At 49.3% G+C, this 17,878-nt stretch carries 14 protein-coding genes; 8 read left to right on the top strand and 6 right to left on the bottom strand.

Features of this window, described 5'->3' with window-relative positions; all coding sequences use genetic code 11:
- Positions 1-49: 49 nt before the first annotated feature.
- The 5 genes from IEY24_RS29830 to IEY24_RS29810 all read left to right on the top strand — a co-directional run bounded on the left by IEY24_RS29830 (position 50) and on the right by IEY24_RS29810 (position 5,588).
- The gene (locus IEY24_RS29830) at positions 50-1,513 is read left to right on the top strand and encodes a M20/M25/M40 family metallo-hydrolase (protein ID WP_188938953.1); all 1,464 of its coding nucleotides are present in this window, start codon (positions 50-52) and stop codon (positions 1,511-1,513) included.
- Positions 1,514-1,538: 25 nt separating this feature from the next.
- A complete protein-coding gene (gene ispE, locus IEY24_RS29825) occupies positions 1,539-2,348 on the top strand; it encodes a 4-(cytidine 5'-diphospho)-2-C-methyl-D-erythritol kinase (RefSeq protein WP_188938952.1) in 810 nt (269 codons plus the stop codon).
- A gap of 88 nt (positions 2,349-2,436) precedes the next feature.
- Entirely contained in the window at positions 2,437-3,048 is a 612-nt protein-coding gene (locus IEY24_RS29820) for a cytochrome c oxidase subunit 3 (RefSeq protein ID WP_188938951.1), read from the top strand.
- A 75-nt stretch (positions 3,049-3,123) separates the two neighbouring features.
- The gene (locus tag IEY24_RS29815) at positions 3,124-4,299 is read left to right on the top strand and encodes a helix-turn-helix domain-containing protein (protein WP_229223343.1); all 1,176 of its coding nucleotides are present in this window, start codon (positions 3,124-3,126) and stop codon (positions 4,297-4,299) included.
- Between the two features lie 89 nt (positions 4,300-4,388).
- A complete protein-coding gene (locus tag IEY24_RS29810; RefSeq protein ID WP_188938950.1) occupies positions 4,389-5,588 on the top strand; it encodes an acyltransferase family protein in 1,200 nt (399 codons plus the stop codon).
- Here the strand turns inward: IEY24_RS29810 and IEY24_RS29805 are convergent.
- The 5 genes from IEY24_RS29805 to ettA all read right to left on the bottom strand — a co-directional run bounded on the left by IEY24_RS29805 (position 5,569) and on the right by ettA (position 13,374).
- Entirely contained in the window at positions 5,569-7,146 is a 1,578-nt protein-coding gene (locus IEY24_RS29805) for an OmpA family protein (protein WP_188938949.1), read from the bottom strand. The genes IEY24_RS29810 and IEY24_RS29805 overlap by 20 nt on opposite strands.
- A gap of 16 nt (positions 7,147-7,162) precedes the next feature.
- Positions 7,163-7,759, bottom strand: coding sequence for an LOG family protein (locus tag IEY24_RS29800; RefSeq protein ID WP_188938948.1), 597 nt, complete (start codon positions 7,757-7,759; stop codon positions 7,163-7,165).
- Positions 7,760-7,801: 42 nt separating this feature from the next.
- Complete coding sequence (locus tag IEY24_RS29795) at positions 7,802-9,184, bottom strand: UDP-N-acetylmuramate--L-alanine ligase (RefSeq protein WP_188938947.1); 1,383 nt, start codon at positions 9,182-9,184, stop codon at positions 7,802-7,804.
- Between the two features lie 71 nt (positions 9,185-9,255).
- Entirely contained in the window at positions 9,256-11,523 is a 2,268-nt protein-coding gene (locus IEY24_RS29790; protein WP_188938946.1) for a T9SS type A sorting domain-containing protein, read from the bottom strand.
- Between the two features lie 183 nt (positions 11,524-11,706).
- Positions 11,707-13,374, bottom strand: a complete 1,668-nt coding sequence (gene ettA, locus IEY24_RS29785; protein ID WP_188938945.1) for an energy-dependent translational throttle protein EttA — start codon at positions 13,372-13,374, stop codon at positions 11,707-11,709.
- Positions 13,375-13,446: 72 nt separating this feature from the next.
- On the opposite strand from ettA, the gene IEY24_RS29780 reads away from it, so the two are divergent.
- A complete protein-coding gene (locus IEY24_RS29780; RefSeq protein WP_188938944.1) occupies positions 13,447-14,727 on the top strand; it encodes a DUF349 domain-containing protein in 1,281 nt (426 codons plus the stop codon).
- A gap of 24 nt (positions 14,728-14,751) precedes the next feature.
- On the opposite strand, the gene IEY24_RS29775 is transcribed toward IEY24_RS29780, so the two are convergent.
- Positions 14,752-15,774 carry a LacI family DNA-binding transcriptional regulator gene (locus tag IEY24_RS29775; protein WP_188938943.1) on the bottom strand — a complete coding sequence of 341 codons (1,023 nt, stop codon included), beginning with the start codon at positions 15,772-15,774 and terminating at the stop codon, positions 14,752-14,754.
- Between the two features lie 281 nt (positions 15,775-16,055).
- Between IEY24_RS29775 and IEY24_RS29770 the strand changes: the two genes are divergently transcribed.
- Entirely contained in the window at positions 16,056-16,667 is a 612-nt protein-coding gene (locus tag IEY24_RS29770; protein WP_188938942.1) for an RNA polymerase sigma-70 factor, read from the top strand.
- Between the two features lie 16 nt (positions 16,668-16,683).
- Positions 16,684-17,871: a mannonate dehydratase gene (gene uxuA, locus IEY24_RS29765; RefSeq protein WP_188938941.1), complete on the top strand. Its 1,188-nt coding sequence runs from the start codon at positions 16,684-16,686 to the stop codon at positions 17,869-17,871.
- The last annotated feature ends 7 nt before the right edge of the window (positions 17,872-17,878 follow it).

The raw sequence follows: 17,878 nt of genomic DNA, 5'->3' as shown, positions 1-17,878 counted from the left end.
GCGATATTTGAGGAAAATTTCAAGTTGCTGACATCCTTTATCGGGAATTATGAAGAAAGTTGTACAAGTCGTACTCATTGGTGGGTTGTTTTTGTTGTTTTCAGAGTTTCGCCCTGTCGATAAAAAATGGGAGAAGCCGTTTTCACGTCTCAATAGGGAAATCAGAGAGAATAGTAAGGCCTATGCCACACTCGGAGATGCAACCAGGACCATCGGGCACCGGCTTACCGGAAGTGCAAATGGCGAAAAGGCCGAGGAATATGCGTTCAAGCTTTTGAAAAGCTATGGCTTCACCGATGTTGTATATCAACCTTTTGAAGTAGAAGCCTGGATGCGGGACACCGTCACATTATCCATAGCACCCGGCAGCAGCGACAACTTTCGTGATGTTCCCGTTGTTTCGCTCGCACATTCGCCCGTGGAGTCCAACCTACACGGCGAAATTGTAGATGTCGGCAACGGATTGGAGGAAGACTTTCTGGCCCTGAAAGATAAGGTAAAGGGTAAAGTTGCGATGGCCAACATTAACCTCGTTGGCGTAACTGGCAAAAAGAATCTGCACCGGTCGGAAAAAACAGCATTGGCGATCAAATATGGCGCGAAAGGGATGATCATGGTCAACGGTGCACCCGGCAAAATTTTGCTTACCGGAACCGCGTCGGTTACCGGTGCTATCATCTCTATCCCAGCCGTTTGCATATCCAATGAAAGCGGCCATGAGATAAGAAAATGGATTAAGGACGAAGGCCCGTTAGAAGCGCATATCGACATGCACAACATTTCGAAGCCTATCAAAGCCCGTAATGTAATAGCTACGCTAAAAGGAAAGTCCGACGAGAAGGTTATTATCGGCGGTCACCTCGATTCGTGGGATCTTGCTACGGGGGCAATTGACAACGGAATCGGGTCGTTTGCCGTGATTGACATAGCCAGGGCATTCAAGGCATTGAAAGTGAAGCCTGAACGGACCATTCAGTTTGTGTTGTTCATGGGAGAAGAGCAGGGGCTTCTGGGATCCAAGCATTTTGTGAATGAGCTCAAAAAGTCAGGAACAATCGATAAGGTTTCGTATATGATGAACCTCGATATGACCAACGATCCAAATGGAGCCAATACGTTCGGACGGGATGAAATGACCGAGTTCTTTGCGACGGTCGGCCAAGCGATCCAGTCCGTGAACAGTGACTATAAGAATGAAACGACGAACAGGGCCGGCCTGCACAGCGACCATCAGCCTTTTATGCTGGAAGGGGTGCCCATCGCAGGCTTGTCGGGGCACCTCGATCCTAATGTGCTGCAATGTTATCATGCGGATTGTGATGATTTCAGCCTGGTGAATAAGGACCAATTGGAAAACACGGTGCGTATCGCATCTATGTATTTGTATGCATTATCGAATGCGGAAAACATTGCCGTAAAGAAATTGTCCGACCAGAAAACCCGTGATTATCTGATATCTCAGGGATTAAAAGAAGAATTGATTATAGGCCAGGAATGGCGCTGGGAACAGTAAGCTATTTGCCGCAATTGAAATTAGAATGCTAGTATTTCCGAATGCCAAGATCAATATAGGCCTAAATATCGTTGAAAAGCGCCCGGACGGGTTTCATAACATCGAGTCCTGTTTCTACCCAGTAGGTTGGTCGGATGCGTTGGAAATTACTTTGGCTGAAACCTTCTCGTTTCATGCCGACGGGATCGCCATCCCGGGCAATGCGGAAGATAATCTTTGCACGAAGGCTTACCAGATGCTCAGGAGGGATTTCCAGCTAACTCCCGTCAAAATACATCTACTAAAAACGGTACCCATAGGCGCCGGGCTCGGCGGTGGGTCTGCCGACGCGGCGTTTACTATAAGAGCATTGAATCAGCTTTTTGAGCTCAATATTTCGATTGCAGAGCAGGAGCATTATGCAAGACAGATCGGCAGCGACTGCGCCTTTTTTATCAGAAATAAGCCGGTGTACTGCTTCGAAAAAGGCGACCAGTTCGATAATATCGATGTTAATATCGCGGGGAAATGGATCGTGCTGGTGAACCCTGGGATACATATTTCGACCGTCGACGCATATTCCGGCGTAGTTGCGAAACGAAGCACCGAAAATTTACGTACTATACTTCGGGAGCCTATCATAGAATGGAGAGGCCGTGTCAGGAATGATTTCGAAGCAACGCTTTTCAAAAAATACCCTCTTTTGGAGGAAGTAAAGGAAAAGCTGTACAGTCTGGGAGCAGAATACGCTGCCATGAGTGGTTCAGGATCGACACTGTTCGGTATTTTCGGAGGGGAACAAAATCTGAAACAACATTTTCCCGACTTTCGTCTGTGGCAGGGTTTTCTTAAATAAATTTAACCTCCGGGTTATGTATTAAGGTGTAAATTAGTCGTTATATTCACCTTGAATTGCGCTTTTCGAAGATATCAATGATTGGGAGATGAGTCCGAAGCACACAACCAGGCAAACTGAAAATCCTTTCACCAAACGACGTGAGCCGCTTGGCTTTATGCTTTGGCTTGGGGTTGCTGGCAGCTCGTTGCTTTTCACCTCCATTTTTGTCATTTTCCTTCTGCGGGCTCATAAAGAAACCGCCCATTTGGTCGCGCTGCCGGATATGTTCTGGCTGAGTACCCTGGTCATTTTGTTCAGCAGTATCACGCTTCACGAGGCTAACCTCGCATTTACAAACGAACGCTTCCTGCATTATCGGGTATTTATGGGTGCTACGCTCATACTAGGCTTCATCTTTATCATGTTGCAGACCGGCGGATGGATGGAAATGGTCAATTCCGGCGTTTTCAGCGGCGTCAATACTTCCGAAGGATTCATCTATCTATTGACCGGCCTTCACCTCCTCCACATGATGGGAGGCGTGTTGTATTTGAGTTATTTGTTCAGAAAAGCTGTTAAGAACAGAAGTTATGTGGATTCGTTCGTGTACAGCGTCAATCCTCCAAACCGCCTTCGTATCAGGCTCTTCACGCGCTACTGGCATTTTACGGGAGCACTATGGCTGGTGGTGTTCATTTTTCTGATCGTGCTATATTGAGCAGCGCCCCGGACGCATTACTGTCCCTGAATTGCATTTTCGAATTCGTATATTTGAAATCCGAGATGCAATAACATGATCCCAGCTTCACCTCCGATCCATACCGACCTTTTTTCATTATTCATGCTGCTGGGTTGCGTACAGGGGTTGATACTCGCGTATTTTTTCCTATCGCACGCAAAGGGCAGCAACCGTTCGAATCTCTTTCTTGGGATTCTTATCCTGGCGATGTCGGTAATTATCAGCGATGTTTGGTTAGGGTATACCAATTATATGTTTCGCGTGCTGTGGCTGGTCGATTTCAGCGAACCGTTGAATCTGCTGATGGCCCCAGCCGCATTCCTCTATACCAAAACAGGCGTAACCCAGCGGGTTTCCAGGCGAGCATGGATCCATTTCATCCCCTCGATGGCCTACCTCGCATACATGTGCGTGCTCATTTACCCGCAAAGTCTGGCGTTCAAGTATAATGCGAACATTGGCTCCTTCCACCCGGAATTAGAAAGAATTGCGGCCACAACGTATGGCAGCGAGTGGATGTTTTATCCGAAATGGTATATCAACGAGCTTACGTTCGCCAGTATGGTTATCTACAGTGTCGCCGGTTTCTGGTTTCTGACCGGGGCATTCAGGGAACGCGGGATTTCGTTTTTTACGGGTGAAAAAAGCTCGCTTTCATGGTTCAGGGATATGTCCTTACAGCTGACATTCCTGATACTGGTTTTCTTTGTCGTCCGGACTTCATTCCCGCACGACTTGGGCGATCATATTATCGCCGCATTCATTTCGCTGATCATTTATATTGTCAGCTTTACGGTGTTAAGGAAATCGTTGTTCTTTCATGAGTCAAACGAGCGGACCGCCCGGAAATACGAAAAATCTTCATTGACCCGGGAGATACAATCTGCGACGCTGGGCAAGCTGGAAGCAGTAATGCTCGCTGAAAAACCATTCCTCGATCCGGGATTTTCGATGCCGGCACTTTCCAAACGACTTGGAGTGTCAACGCATCATCTGTCACAAATCCTTAATGAGGAGTTAAAGCAAAGCTTTTTCGACTTTCTGGGTGCGTATCGGATTCAGGAGGCGCAGCGGCTCCTTGCCGACGAGGGTAATGCATACATCAAGATCGAGGAGATCGGTCAGATGGTGGGGTATAACTCGAAATCCGCATTCAATACGGCATTCCGCAAAATAACCGGCTCCACTCCCTCGGAATACCGTAAAAAGCACGTCAATCAGAAGTTCTGACTTATCGGGAAGAACTTCGAACGGATCAGGACGGTCGTTTCCTGCCTTTTTTGGGCGCTAGTTTTGGACATCACTCAAAACTATTTGTCATGGAAACAAAGCAAGACCAGTTTCACTCTGCTTCTCCCAACATCCGCCGGTACGATCTCGATTGGTTGCGTGTTATTGCATTCGCTATCCTGATCTTTTTTCACGTCGGCATGTTTTTCAATCATTGGGATTGGCACATCAAGAACAATGTCATAACACACGCAGTAGAGTGGCCGATGCGGTTCAGCAGCCAATGGCGGATGTCGCTGCTATTTATGATCTCAGGGGCAGGGGTCTATTTCGCTTTGGGGAGCCGTGGGCCGGCAGCTTTTCTGAAAGAGCGGTTCATACGGATCTTCATACCGCTGGTTTTCGGGATGTTTGTAATCGTGCCGCCGCAGATCTTTTTCGAACGACTTACGCAAGGGCAAACATACGGTTATGTTGATTTTTACAAAACAGTATTTCAATTTGTCCCTTACCCACAGGGCAGTTTCAGCTGGCACCACTTATGGTATCTGGTTTACATCTTCTGCTATTCGCTGCTGGGGCTTCCGCTGTTACTTTTGCTGCGCCGTTATACCGGCTTTACGCAGCGCTTGGCCGCGTTTTTCTCTAATCCGTGGAGCTTGATCATCGTCCCGGTTCTCTGGCATGTAGGCGGGAGCATTCTGCTGGCGGAGCATTTCCCGACGACGCATAACTTGGTAAGGGATTGGAATGAGCATTTCCACGATTTTACGTTGTTCGTAACCGGTTTCTTGCTTTGTTCGCAACCGCGTTTTTGGGAAACACTTCAAAAACACCGACGCCTGACGTTGGGCATCTGGGTCACGCTGACCATTGCCCTGTACGCATTTTACTGGACTGTCGACCGGGATATGGATGCCACGCAGTGGCTGGTGTATGATGTTATTAAAACGACTAATGCATGGTGTATCCTGCTGTCGATCTTCGGGTATGGCTACACCTACCTTCAATTCAGCAATCCTTTCCTGAGGTATGCCAATGAAGCAGTGTATCCGTTCTACATTCTGCATCAAACAGTGATCATTTGCCTCGCATATCCGCTGATCAACGCCCCGGTGCATTGGTTCGTGAAATTTATTTATCTATGCGTGGCAACATTCTTGATTTGCCTGGGAACATACCATTTCCTGATCCGCAGGAGTAATTTTTTGCGGATTGTATTTGGAATGAAAGCAGTAAAACGACAGAAAACCGGAGAATCCGTGGAGCCTATTTCTTCAATATCTTGAATTCCACGCGCCGGTTCTGCTGCTGACCTTCGGGCGTATCATTCTTGGCGACAGGCTTGGTTTCACCGTAACCCTTGCTGGCAATGCGGTCGGGCTCGATACCTTTTCCGATCAGGTATTCGCGAACGGTGTCGGCCCGTTCCTGTGACAGGTTTATATTAAATTCCGCGCTACCCGTGTTATCGGTATGGCCGCCCAGCTCAATGGCGAGCGTTTTGTTTTCCTGCATTGAAATGGCAATGCGGTTCAACTCGGGGAATGATTCTTCGCGGAGCGTGGCTTTTCCAGTGGCAAAAAAGATATTATTGAGCCGTACGATCTGGCCTTCCTCTATCGGGATCAGTTTCAACGATTTGTTGGCGATTTCCTTAAAACTCTTATTACCGTGGTTGGTAGTGTCGGTAAGGTCAATATTCTCTCCTTCTGCGATGAAATTAGGGGCAACAGCGCGCCAGCTGTATTTCTGGCCATAAGGAAGCACAAGTTTGTATTCTCCGGTAGTAGGGTTGGTCGTGGCGGTTCCTACTTCCTCGCCGGTAGTCAGGTCTTCGTAAATGATCGTTGCTTCGACAGGTTTTCCGGTTTTGGAATCGATCACTTTTCCACTGATCATCACCACGGGGTCTGAAGGGGGAACAACGGCCACCGGTGCCTCCGTTGAATCCGCTGGCGAAGGTTTAGGTTGAAGGTTGAAACGGACAATGTCTCCTTTGCCCTCGGTGTCCTTAAATGATACCATATAGGCGAAGTCGCCCAATGCAGATATGGTATAGTAAGCATCGTAACCATCCGTATTGATCGCCGGGCCGAGGTTTACGGGCCTGCTCCATCTCTTCCACGATTTGTCGATCCGCTTGCTGTAATAAATGTCGTTGCTTCCCTGCCCGCCCTTCCGGTCACTGGAAAAATAAAGCGTGACGCCATCGGGTGCCAGAAAAGGGGTTGTTTCCGTAAAATCCCCGGTATTGATTTCGGCTCCCAGGTTCAGCGGTTTCGACCAGGTGCCGTCTTTTTGCTTGAAGCTGACGTACAGGTCGTCGACCTTGCTGTTTTTCTTCTCGCTGAACGACATTACCAGTACCTTCCCGTCATTGGAAAGATAGCCGCAATCGAACTGGCCTTTGCTGAGCTTGGTATAACCGGGGATATCCAGCTTGGTTGGAGCGGACCAGCCTCTGGCCGTTTTTTTACTGGTTGAAAAACCCCTAGTCTCGTAGGTTCCGTTTTTATATGCTCCTTTGATTAGCAGGGTATTACCGTCGGGTGTAATGCTGTAAAGGCTGTTGTAATCCTCTTTGTTGAGCGGCGAAGGAAGCCTTCGTGCGGGCGACCATTTGTCGCTTTTCAGTTCCGAAAACCAAATATCCTGGCTGCCTTTCGGGCCGTGCGTGTTCTGCGGATGGCTCACCCGCGAGAAATAGATCGTTTTGCCGTCGGGGGAAATGATCGGGCTGATTTCATTGTATTCGGTGTTAACCGACTTCCCGAGGTTTTCCAGTTGCGCGTAGGCGGCAATGGATGTGGCGACCGTAATGGCTAATAGGCAGAAAGCACGCATTGTTTTGACGGGATGGCTAGTGTTTATCTACATACAACGACCCATCCAGCGGCTTATTTTCCGCATTTTGAGAACGGAAGATTTCCATTTTTTCAAGGAGTGTTGCGGGGTCTCCGTCTACGACCAAAAGCTTGCGGGTATCGGGCCGTAAAAAGCCTTCTTCCACCATTTTATCCAGTTGGAGAAGCAAAAGGTCGTAAAAACCATTGACGTTCAAAACCCCTACCGGGCCATGGAATATGCGAAGCTGTGCCCAGGTCAGGATTTCGAAAAGCTCGTCGAGCGTGCCATAGCCGCCCGGTAATGCGATGACACCGTCGGTCATCGAAACCATTTTGGCTTTGCGCTCGTGCATTGTCTCCACGAAATGCAGCTCGGACAACGTTTTGTGTGCTACTTCCAGTTTGGCCAGGAAGTTCGGGATAATACCCGTAACGAATCCGGCATTGTCTATGGCGCCGTCGGCTACCCGGCCCATGAGGCCCATATTGCCTCCGCCGTAAATGAGTTTGATGTTCCGCTTTGCCAATTCCGCACCCAATTGGTAGGCGGTTTCGGCATATAGCGCTTTCTTTCCCGGATTTGAACCGCAGTATACAACTATGGATTGCATCGAATTAACGGATTTTATGATTTAGGGCGACGAATCGGCGGGTTATGCCAGAACATCCGCAGCCAGTTTTTTCAGGTCAAGATCGCCGAACGTACCGGAACTCATCAGCAGTAAATTGGCATCTTTCCAGGTCAGCGACTTTAAAAATGCTTCCAGTTCCGCAGAACTTGTAAATACTTTCAAATCATCCCGCTTGAATGCCGTCCTGATATCTTCTTCCGACAAGCTTTCGAGCCGCTTGTGTTCCACTGTCAGCGGGTTGAAATACACAATGGCGACATCGGCAGCTTTCAGTTTGCGGCGGTACTGCGACAGGAACCCTTTGTTAAGGCTGCTAAACGTATGAAGCTCTGCGCAGGCTACAAGGGTTCTTTGGGGAAACTGTTCTTTCAAAGCGTTGGTAGTAGCCTCTACTTTGGAAGGCGCGTGAGCAAAATCGCGGTACACATTCACTGTTTCATTGGCACCCAGCAGTTCCAGCCTTTTCGATGCGCCCTTGAACGTGGCGATCGCCTGATAGAATTCCTCGTCGGTCACACCCAGGCGTTCGCACACTTCACGTGCGCCGCTGATATTTTTCATATTGTGGTTGCCGAAGACGAGGATCGGAACTTCGCCTTGTTCAGCGGTGATCAATATCGTCCTGTTATCTTCGATCCGGTGCGGATGTACATTGTAAGGTGTGCTGGCGACGTCGGGACGGCCTTTTTGCCCGATCACATCAAGCATATCATCCGTCTCGTCAAAAATGATCGCACCGGCTTTGGGCAGAGAGTCGGCGAGCAGCTCAAACTGCTTCACGTACGATTCCCAGGTTGGGAATACATTGAAATGATCCCAGGCAATGCCGCTGATCAGTGCAATATGTGGTTGGTAGTGGATGAACTTGGGTGTGGGGTCGATGGGCGAGGTGAAGTACTCGTCACCTTCGATCACGATGAGAGGCGCATTTTCGGAGAGCTTCACCATATTGTCGAAACCCTCGATCTGTGCGCCGACCAGGTAGTTGAAATTTCTATTATTGTATTTCAAGACATGGAGTACCATTGAAGTAATGGTTGTTTTTCCATGACTACCGGCTATCACCACCCGTTGCTTGTTCTGGCTTTGCTCGAAAATATATTCGGGATAAGAATAGACCTTTATACCCAGCTCTTTTGCCCTGGCCAGCTCGGGGTTGTCCTGCCTGGCATGCATGCCGAGGATGACGGCTTCCAGGTCGGAAGTGATTTTTTCAGGGAACCAGCCCGTAACGGGCGGGAGCAGGTCATATTGCGCGAGCCGGCTGGACGATGGTTCATAGATCTCATCATCGGACCCCGTCACAACGAACCCTTTTAAATGTAGTTCGATGGCCAGATTGTGCATGACACTACCGCCAATCGAAATGAAATGTATTTTATGCAAGGATGAAGATTGACTCATTGACAATTCTAAAAACTGATTCCGTTCGAAAGTTAGCAAGAATTGGCCTTTGGGCAAATCCCGGTCGCATCCTATTTCCCGCCTTCTTTCACGAACTTGACATTTTCACGCGTGCCATCGTTCCACCCAAGCCCGATTACATACGAACCGGAAGCCAAACCCCGGATATCAATCTCCTGCTGTGGCTTGTCGGAACTGTAAACCGCCTGGCCGGTAATGTTGAATATCCTGACGGTCGCGATATTCTTCCAGTCGTTCGCAGAAATCTTTATTTTGTCGCTGGCCGGGTTAGGATAAATGCTCACGACAGTCGTCGTTTCGAAACGAAGGCTTATAATCCTGCTGTATGAAAATGTCTCGTCGCGGTCGATCATTTTGAGCCGGTACAGATTTTCGCCGGGCAATGGGTTTCCATCGGTGAAATTATACCTGCTTACTGCATTCAATACATCGCCTGCTGCGGCCACGGAGGTAACCCGCACCCACTTTTTGCCGTCGGGGCTCCGTTCTATGTCGAACTTTTCGCTATTCACTTCTTCGGCTGTGGACCAGGCGAGTTGCGCCTGCCTGCCCTCTTTTACAGCCGTGAAGCTGATTAGCTTCACAGGCAATGCACGGGCAACGGGGACGACTTTCGATGAAGATTTGACGCCGCACCCGCTCCGCACCGATGTGGCAGTGTAGTTATAATCGCCTGGGGTGGCAGGGGCATTGAATGTGATGGAACTGCCCGTCAGGTTATTGGCCCCCTGGCCGGTCCAAACATAGTTCGCCGAATTGCATTCCGGCCCCTGGCAATTGATGCTGAGCGTCACCGGCGTCCCCACAACGGGTTTGCCCGGGGAAGTGCTCATGTTCAGCGTAAATGAGCAAGGCAGGTAATTGTCTTTTTCCCAAAGGTTTTCCCAATAACCCGTGTCCGTCATCCTGATCGAAGCGGGACGAAGGTCGGTTTGCCCGAAGTTCTGGCCGCCTATCTGGTTCCACTTGTCGAAAAGGAAGTTCCCGGTGAAAACATTCGGAAAAATGTTGATAGTAGCCGCTTCCGCGCGGGCCGGAGGTTGGTAAGAGCCCGTAATATACTGCTCGCGGCACAGCGCGAGCGTGGGCGCGAGCTGCTGCATTTCTATGTCATTATAATGCATGGCAATGTGTACGTAGTCGGCGCCATGCTTGTAGGCTCTTGGAAACCACTCATAAGGAATACCCCCATTGATCCCCGAACCGCCAGCAGGCTGGGCAAGGTCTATCGGGTCGAACTCCACGCCTGCTATTTTGTTGGGGTAGGTACCTTTAATGACGTCGATTCCCATAATTTTTTTCCAAAGGTCCCATTGATTGGTGCCGTCGGTATGGTAAATACCGTCCGACAATTCCAGTGCAAGGAGAAGAGTGCTGCTGTGCAAATGCCAGTTGTTGCCCTGCACGGAGCCAAAATCGGATATGAAGTGCAATACTTTAATGGAAGGATTACGGTTTTTGACGGTTTGATAAAAGCCCTTGAAAAGTTTCAGCAAACCCCACCCAGCGAAGCGATGCAGGTCGCGGCCTATTTCAGAATTGTAATTTCCGTCGGTTGGTTGGGGGGCGGAAGCGATAGGATAGGAGTTCCGGCCCCAGGTAGCATTGAGTTTTCCCGGAAACCTTGCCGGAAGAAACTTCGTGCGCCACGCCTGTAATGCCTTTGCTTCGAACATGCCGGCATAATTGACGGAATTGACCGTTTTGTTGGGGATATAAAATTCTTCCGACCCATTGTTGCCCATCGCCACATACAAAATCCTCGAAGAATAGGCCTGGACCTGCGCCAGCGCGTCGTCCACGAAAGCTAGAAAGCGACTCTTAGCATCTTCGGAGTACACCGATGGGTAAGTATGCGCAACCGCTTCGCGCATAAGCGAGCCGGTTGATAGTTGTGCGACGTCTGGTAGCGCAAGGAAGCTGTCGTTCCAGTAACCTGGGCGGAGGTACGAGAAATGAAGCGCTACCTTCATGTTCGGGTTAATATCCAGAATGGCTTTGACCGCCTGGGCCAACTTTGCCCGCTGGTAATTGCCCGCGGTAGGTTCATAATGCTCCCACTGTACATGCAGCCTGATGGCCGTCGGACTTGCATCCTTCCCATTGTATTTAAGGTTCGCAAATTTTAGAATGTATTGCCATTGCTCGGCATTGATTCCGTTGGGCGCTGTCCGGTCAAACCCGTAACCCGTAGTGTTGAGGATCAGTTCGCGCTGGCCCAGAAGTATGGCGGGCCAGCAAACAAGGAGGGCAAGAAAAAATGCGACAATTAGTAAACGTGATTGAATGGGTAAAAGCAGCAGACCTTTGAAACGCATATAATTTATGTTCGTGGGCGATTACAGATTCTCAGATTTTGAAAAATAGTACTAATTTTTTCTACAAGAGACATAGAAATTCATGGAATGTAAAGAAAAGTCAAAAATAAATTCTACAAATGGTGACAAAAAAACGCTCACCTGGACAGGTGAGCGTTTTTAACTAATTGTATTTAATAGCAATTATGCCAACTTCTTATATTTAATCCGGGTGGGAGTTGCGTCGTTGCCTAATCTCTTGCGGCGGTTTTCTTCGTATTCGGAGAAGTTTCCTTCAAACCAGTAAACCTGCGAATCTCCTTCGAATGCCAGAATGTGCGTAGCGACGCGGTCGAGGAACCAGCGGTCGTGGGAGATGATTACCGCGCAGCCCGCAAAGTTTTCCAGACCTTCCTCCAATGCACGAAGGGTATTGATGTCGAGGTCGTTGGTAGGCTCATCGAGCAGCAACAGGTTGCCGCCTTCTTTGAGTGTCATCGCAAGGTGTACGCGGTTACGTTCACCACCGGAAAGGGTTCCTACCTTTTTCTCCTGGTCGCCGCCGCCAAAGTTAAACCGGCTCACGTATGCACGGGCGTTGGCCTGCTTGCCCGCGAGCATGATCCAGTCGTTGCCGTCGGAAACGCTTTGGTATACGGTTTTGTTCGGGTCGAGATTGTCGTGTTCCTGATCTACATAGGCGAGTTGCACGGTCTCACCAACGTCGAAATGACCTGTCAGCGGTTTCAGCTGGCCGGTAATGAGTTTGAATAAAGTAGTTTTACCGGCACCGTTCGGCCCGATAATGCCTACAATACCGTTTGGCGGCAATGCGAAGCTGAGGTTTTCATACAACAGCCTGTCACCGAAGCCCATCGAAACATTATGTGCTTCGATGACCTTGTTTCCAAGCCTTGGGCCGGAAGGAATGAAGATTTCCAATTTCTCTTCTTTCTCTCTGCCCTCCTCACTGAGCAATTTCTCGTAAGCCCCCAGCCTCGCTTTGGATTTGGCCTGGCGTGCTTTGGGTGCCAGACGTACCCATTCCAACTCGCGCTGCAATGTTTTCTGACGTTTCGATTCGGTTTTCTCCTCTTTTTTCAGGCGTTCCTGCTTTTGTTCGAGCCAGGAAGTATAGTTGCCTTTCCAGGGAATACCCTCGCCGCGGTCGAGTTCAAGGATCCAACCGGCAACGTTGTCGAGGAAATAGCGGTCGTGGGTTACAGCGATGACCGTTCCTTTATATTGTCTCAAATGCTCTTCGAGCCATAGTACCGACTCGGCGTCGAGGTGGTTGGTGGGCTCATCGAGCAGAAGAACGTCGGGCTGGCGGAGCAGGAGGCGGCACAACGCGACCCGGCGTTTCTCACCACCCGAAAGTGTCGATATCAATGTATCCGACGGCGGGCAGCGTAAAGCGTCCATCGCGATTTCGAGCCGGTTGTCGAGATTCCAGGCGTCCGAAGCGTCGAGTTTTTCCTGAACTTCCCCCTGTCTTTCCAATAATTTGTCGAAATCAGCGTCTTCCGCACCGAAGGCTTCGTTGATCTCGTCGAATTCTTTCAATAGATTTACAATTTCTTGTACACCTTCTTCTACAACTTCGCGAACGGTCTTGGTAGGATCGAGTTTCGGTTCCTGTTCGAGCATTCCGACGGAGTACCCGGGAGAGAAAACTACCTCACCCTGAATGTCTTTGTCGATGCCGGCGATCACACGAAGGAGTGTTGATTTACCGGAGCCGTTCAGACCGAGGACGCCTATTTTGGCACCATAGAAAAAGGATAAATAAATGTTTTTGATAATATGTCTGTTGGGAGGAATGATTTTGTTAACCCCCGACATTGAGAAAATAATGGTTTCGTTACTCATTTTTTGTTTAATTTGTGCGTAACAAATATCGTTATATATCCCTACACTTAGCAGATAAAAAAAATTGAAAGAATGGAAAATGCCACATTGAATGATGAATACGGCTACGTTAAGGACAGCAAAGTATTTTTAAAGGGGTATCTGGATTTCCCCGACCGGCAAATTGGAGAAGTAAAAAGGACTGAACAGGAAGCGATTGACTATTTTAAAAATCGTTTTAACATTGTCCTGAACAAAGTTGAACAGCTGGAACGCGAAATAGATGAAGCACTTAATAAGGGCTCTTACCTTACCAAGCTGATCCAGTTGCAGCGCAAGTTGAAAGGTTTTGATGCATTGGGTGATTTTGTTCCCCTGTTGAGAAGGCTGGAAGAGAAGGAAGAATATCTCAAAGGCCTTATTGAAGTCAATCAGCTCAAAAATCTGGAAATCAAACGTGCGCTGATCGAAGACGTGAAAGTTGCCGCCGCAGTGACCGACTATGCCACTGCAACGGACCAGATTCAGGAGATCAAAGCGAAATGGATCCGTACCGGGCCGGTCGACAAGGAATATCAGGAAGAAATTGAAACAACATTCCAGCAAATTCTGGATGATTTCTTCCAACGTCGTCGCGACTATTTTGACGAGCAGAACAAGCTCAACCAAGCACGGATCGAAGAATACGAGCGTTTGATCAAAATCACCAAAACGCTTAGCTACTCGAGAGATCTCGATGATGCTTATTCGAAAGCAAGGGACGTACGCAATGCATGGAACAATGTAGGAGAGGTTCCGCCAAAGCGCTTTTTCAAAGTCAACAAGGCGTACCGTCACTTCCTTAAATTATTCTATGACAAATATAATGCCGCCAAAGGCATCGAGCCGAAGGTACGTGTTGACCCGCGTATCGTAGAACAGCAAAAATTGCTGGCAGAGGCCGAAACGCTTTTGAGGTCACCCGATATCATTGAGGCATCCCAGGCGGCAAAAGCCCTGCTCAGCAAATGGAAGGAAATCAAGATCCCTTTCAAACTGGCAGACAAGGAACTAGCGGAAAAGTTCCGTATGGTGTGCGACAAGATATTCGAGTTGAGCTATCTGGCACGCGTTATCAGCCGCAAATACCCGGCTTTCGACCTGAAAAGCCCCGAAGAGCAGCTTCGTACCAAATACCGCGAGCTCGAATGGCTTACCAAGCGCGAGAAAAGCGACCTTGAATTCGCGCAGCTGGAATTTGACCGCACCGCTACCGGCGATCCCGAACAGGACAAGCAAGCCGTTGGCCGTATCAATATCCAAAAACGCAAGGTTCAGATGAAGGAGCGCATCCTCGTCGAATTTGAGAGAAAATTGAAGGCTATTACGGGATAACGCTCACAGACTGATCCTCAGCGGCTAATGTCGCATAGACGACTTATTAATAACCAAATTAGATTGCAATACCCTGGTCTCGAATTCGGCCGGGGTATTTTTGCTTTCAATAAGGTCCAGTAATAAGGATGCGGCCTGCTGGCCCATTTCGAATGACGGCTGGGTCACCGAGCTCACCGGCGGATCGAGGAGCGACGACATGGCCAGGTCGCAGAAACCTACCACCGCAACATCGTCGGGCATCCGGTAGCCCAGCTGCCGCAATGCCGAGTGAATGCCCATGGTAATGCGGTCGCTGGCGCCGAAAATGGCATCCGGACGCTCGCGCAGGGCCATGAGCTGGTAGGTGCGCTCCGTACCGCCCGCCTGCGTGATCTCGCTGTGCAATACCCATTCTTCCTGAAATTCGATCCCATGTTTTCTTAACGCGTCTTTATACCCTTCCAAACGGAAGCGTGTAATGGATACCGGTTTGGGGCCCGCTATGTGTGCAATGCGCTTGCAGCCTCTTTTGATCAAATGCTCCGTAGCGTCGAAAGCGCCCCGGTAATCATCAACCCGCACCTTATGAGAGTTCATAGCATCGCTCACACGGTCGAAAAACACGACAGGAATGCCCTGTTCTTGCAAGGAAGCGAAATGGTCGATATTCTCCGACTGGCTTGAAATCGCTACCACGAGGCCGTCGACCCGCCGCGAGGCAATGTGCCGCGTGGCCGAACGCTCCCTTTCGAGCAGTTCGTGACTTTGGTAGATCATCGTATGGTATCCGCGGCTATACGCAATATCCTCTACGCCACCGATGGCCGACGAGTAGAAGCGGTTCGCAATATCCGGTACAATTACCCCGATTGTTTGCGTTCGGTTTTTAAGCAGACTGATTGCTATCGGATTGGGATAATAGTTGAGCTCCTCCGCCAGGTCGATCACCTTTTGCTTGGTTTCTTCACTGATTTCGCTGCTGTCACGCAAAGCGCGGGACACAGTCGATTTGGAAATGCCGAGTTGCCTTGCAATCTCTTTGATGGTGATAGAAACCTTTTTCATACGGGTATATTGAAATAGTACAATCTTGCTAAAAAGTCCCGGAAATACACTAATGGTCAATGTTGCACAAAGTCACCGCCGTTCGCACAAAGTTCCGGGAAAAATTGCGGGAATGGGAACGGTTCCGGGAACGGTTGCGTAAATTTATTGCTTTTTTTCAAGATTTTTTTTTGTGTATCAGCGAACGAGTGTTTAAACTAGATAAATCATCGACGAAGACAAGGGGCTTAATACCACTACAATTCGAGGAAATTTTCTATAATTAACCTAGCTCAGCTTACATGGAAACAAACTCATTTACCAGTACATTACCATCAGCCTGTTCTCAGAAAAGTATACTGGAAACCCTGTTTGGCAGAGTGGTGACTAACGGTGATTATAATGCGTTCCGCGAGTTATTCACACGTCATTACCGTTCGCTGTGCAACTACGCCATGCGGGTGGTCGTAACGCGGGAAATCGCGGAGGAAGTGGTATCCGATGTATTTGTGAAACTTTGGAAAAATCGTGAGCAGATTGAGGTGCATACTTCATTTCAGGCTTACATTTACAGGGCTGTGCGCAACCAGGCGCTGGATTACCTGAAACTGCGTATCCATCGTCAGAATGAGCGGGATTCGCTGGAATCGGTGCAGTGGAATATGAGTCACGCGGATCATTTTTCGCCTGCGGAAGAGTTGTCGTATAACGAATTTTACGAGCATATTGAAGATTGTATCCAGGCATTGCCGCGCCAATGCCAGCTCATCTTCCGCCTTAGCCGCGAAGAAGGCCTCCGCTACCGCGATATCGCCGAACGGCTCGAGATTTCGGTGAAGACGGTGGAAACACAAATGAGCCGCGCATTGAAAGTCTTGCGCGAGCGCGTACCGGAGCATAGATTAGTAGCATAGAGCATTTAAAATAATAATGGCATTAGAACAAACTTGGCGTTGGTTCGGGCCTAACGACCCTGCTTCGTTGCAGGATATCCGTCAGGCCGGGGCGACCGGAATCGTAACCGCATTGCATCATATTCCCAACGGTGAAGTTTGGGAAGTATCAGAAATTCAGGCGCGTAAGCAGCTGATCGAGGACGCCGGCCTTACGTGGTCGGTCGTGGAAAGTGTGCCTGTGCACGAGTCGATCAAGACACGTTCAGGGGATTTTGAAAAACATATCCTTCATTATCAGCAGTCGCTCCGGAACCTGGGGCAATGCGGTATCGATACCGTCTGCTACAATTTTATGCCCATTCTCGACTGGACGCGAACCGATCTGGACGCACCCATGAAGGATGGTTCCACAGGTTTGCGGTTCGATGCAACCCAGTTCGCTGCTTTTGATCTTTACCTTCTGGAAAGACCGGAAGCGGAGGATTTGTACACCGACGAGCAGAAGCGTGCTGCGAAAATCTGGCTCGAAACCGCGTCGGAGCAGGAGAAGCAAAAGCTCGTCCGTAATATCATCGCCGGCTTGCCTGGTTCGGAAGAGAGCTTTACCGTTGAAGAGTTCAGAAAGGTTTTGAAAACCTACGAGCATATCGGCGATTTCGAGCTGCGCACGCATTTATACCAGTTCATCCAGGCCATCGGGCCGGTGGCGGAAGAGGCGGGGATACGGTTAGCGATCCATCCCGACGATCCTCCGTACCCGATCCTGGGGCTGCCACGTGTGGTAAGCACCGAAAACGATGCGGAAATGCTGCTGAAAGCATATGACAAGCAAGCGAACGGTATTTGTTTTTGCACGGGATCATACGGCGTCAGGCCGGATAATGATCTTGCCGGGATGGTTGACAGGCTGGGCAGCAGGATCCATTTTATCCACCTGCGCGCCACCAAACGTGAGCACGACGGCAGCTTTTACGAGGCCGATCACCTGGATGGCGACGTGGATATGTACGGTGTGATGCGCTCATTGGTATTGGAACAGAAAAGGCGGGAAAATGAAGGCAGAGCCGATTTGAGAATGCCTTTCCGCCCGGATCATGGTCACCGTATGCTCGATGATTTGTCGGCGACAAAGCGGACCAACCCGGGTTATACGGCTATCGGGCGTCTGCGGGGGCTTGCGGAGCTGCGCGGGCTTGAATACGGGATTGAAAGAAGTTTGTGATTGTAAC

Source organism: Dyadobacter endophyticus (assembly GCF_014641595.1).
In the GTDB taxonomy this organism is placed as follows: Bacteria; Bacteroidota; Bacteroidia; order Cytophagales; family Spirosomataceae; genus Dyadobacter; species Dyadobacter endophyticus.
The sequence above is the reverse complement of the archived record's forward strand: the minus strand, read 5'-3'. Positions and strand labels throughout refer to the sequence as shown.

Coding starts and splice junctions, on each gene's coding strand:
- IEY24_RS29820 (WP_188938951.1), top strand. CDS start 2,437: ATGAGTCCGAAGCACACAACCAGGCAAACTGAAAATCCTTTCACCAAA.
- IEY24_RS29775 (WP_188938943.1), bottom strand. CDS start 15,774: ATGAAAAAGGTTTCTATCACCATCAAAGAGATTGCAAGGCAACTCGGC.
- IEY24_RS29780 (WP_188938944.1), top strand. CDS start 13,447: ATGGAAAATGCCACATTGAATGATGAATACGGCTACGTTAAGGACAGC.
- IEY24_RS29805 (WP_188938949.1), bottom strand. CDS start 7,146: ATGCGTGCTTTCTGCCTATTAGCCATTACGGTCGCCACATCCATTGCC.
- IEY24_RS29815 (WP_229223343.1), top strand. CDS start 3,124: ATGATCCCAGCTTCACCTCCGATCCATACCGACCTTTTTTCATTATTC.
- IEY24_RS29795 (WP_188938947.1), bottom strand. CDS start 9,184: ATGAGTCAATCTTCATCCTTGCATAAAATACATTTCATTTCGATTGGC.
- ispE (WP_188938952.1), top strand. CDS start 1,539: ATGCTAGTATTTCCGAATGCCAAGATCAATATAGGCCTAAATATCGTT.
- IEY24_RS29770 (WP_188938942.1), top strand. CDS start 16,056: ATGGAAACAAACTCATTTACCAGTACATTACCATCAGCCTGTTCTCAG.
- IEY24_RS29810 (WP_188938950.1), top strand. CDS start 4,389: ATGGAAACAAAGCAAGACCAGTTTCACTCTGCTTCTCCCAACATCCGC.
- uxuA (WP_188938941.1), top strand. CDS start 16,684: ATGGCATTAGAACAAACTTGGCGTTGGTTCGGGCCTAACGACCCTGCT.
- IEY24_RS29790 (WP_188938946.1), bottom strand. CDS start 11,523: ATGCGTTTCAAAGGTCTGCTGCTTTTACCCATTCAATCACGTTTACTA.
- IEY24_RS29800 (WP_188938948.1), bottom strand. CDS start 7,759: ATGCAATCCATAGTTGTATACTGCGGTTCAAATCCGGGAAAGAAAGCG.
- ettA (WP_188938945.1), bottom strand. CDS start 13,374: ATGAGTAACGAAACCATTATTTTCTCAATGTCGGGGGTTAACAAAATC.
- IEY24_RS29830 (WP_188938953.1), top strand. CDS start 50: ATGAAGAAAGTTGTACAAGTCGTACTCATTGGTGGGTTGTTTTTGTTG.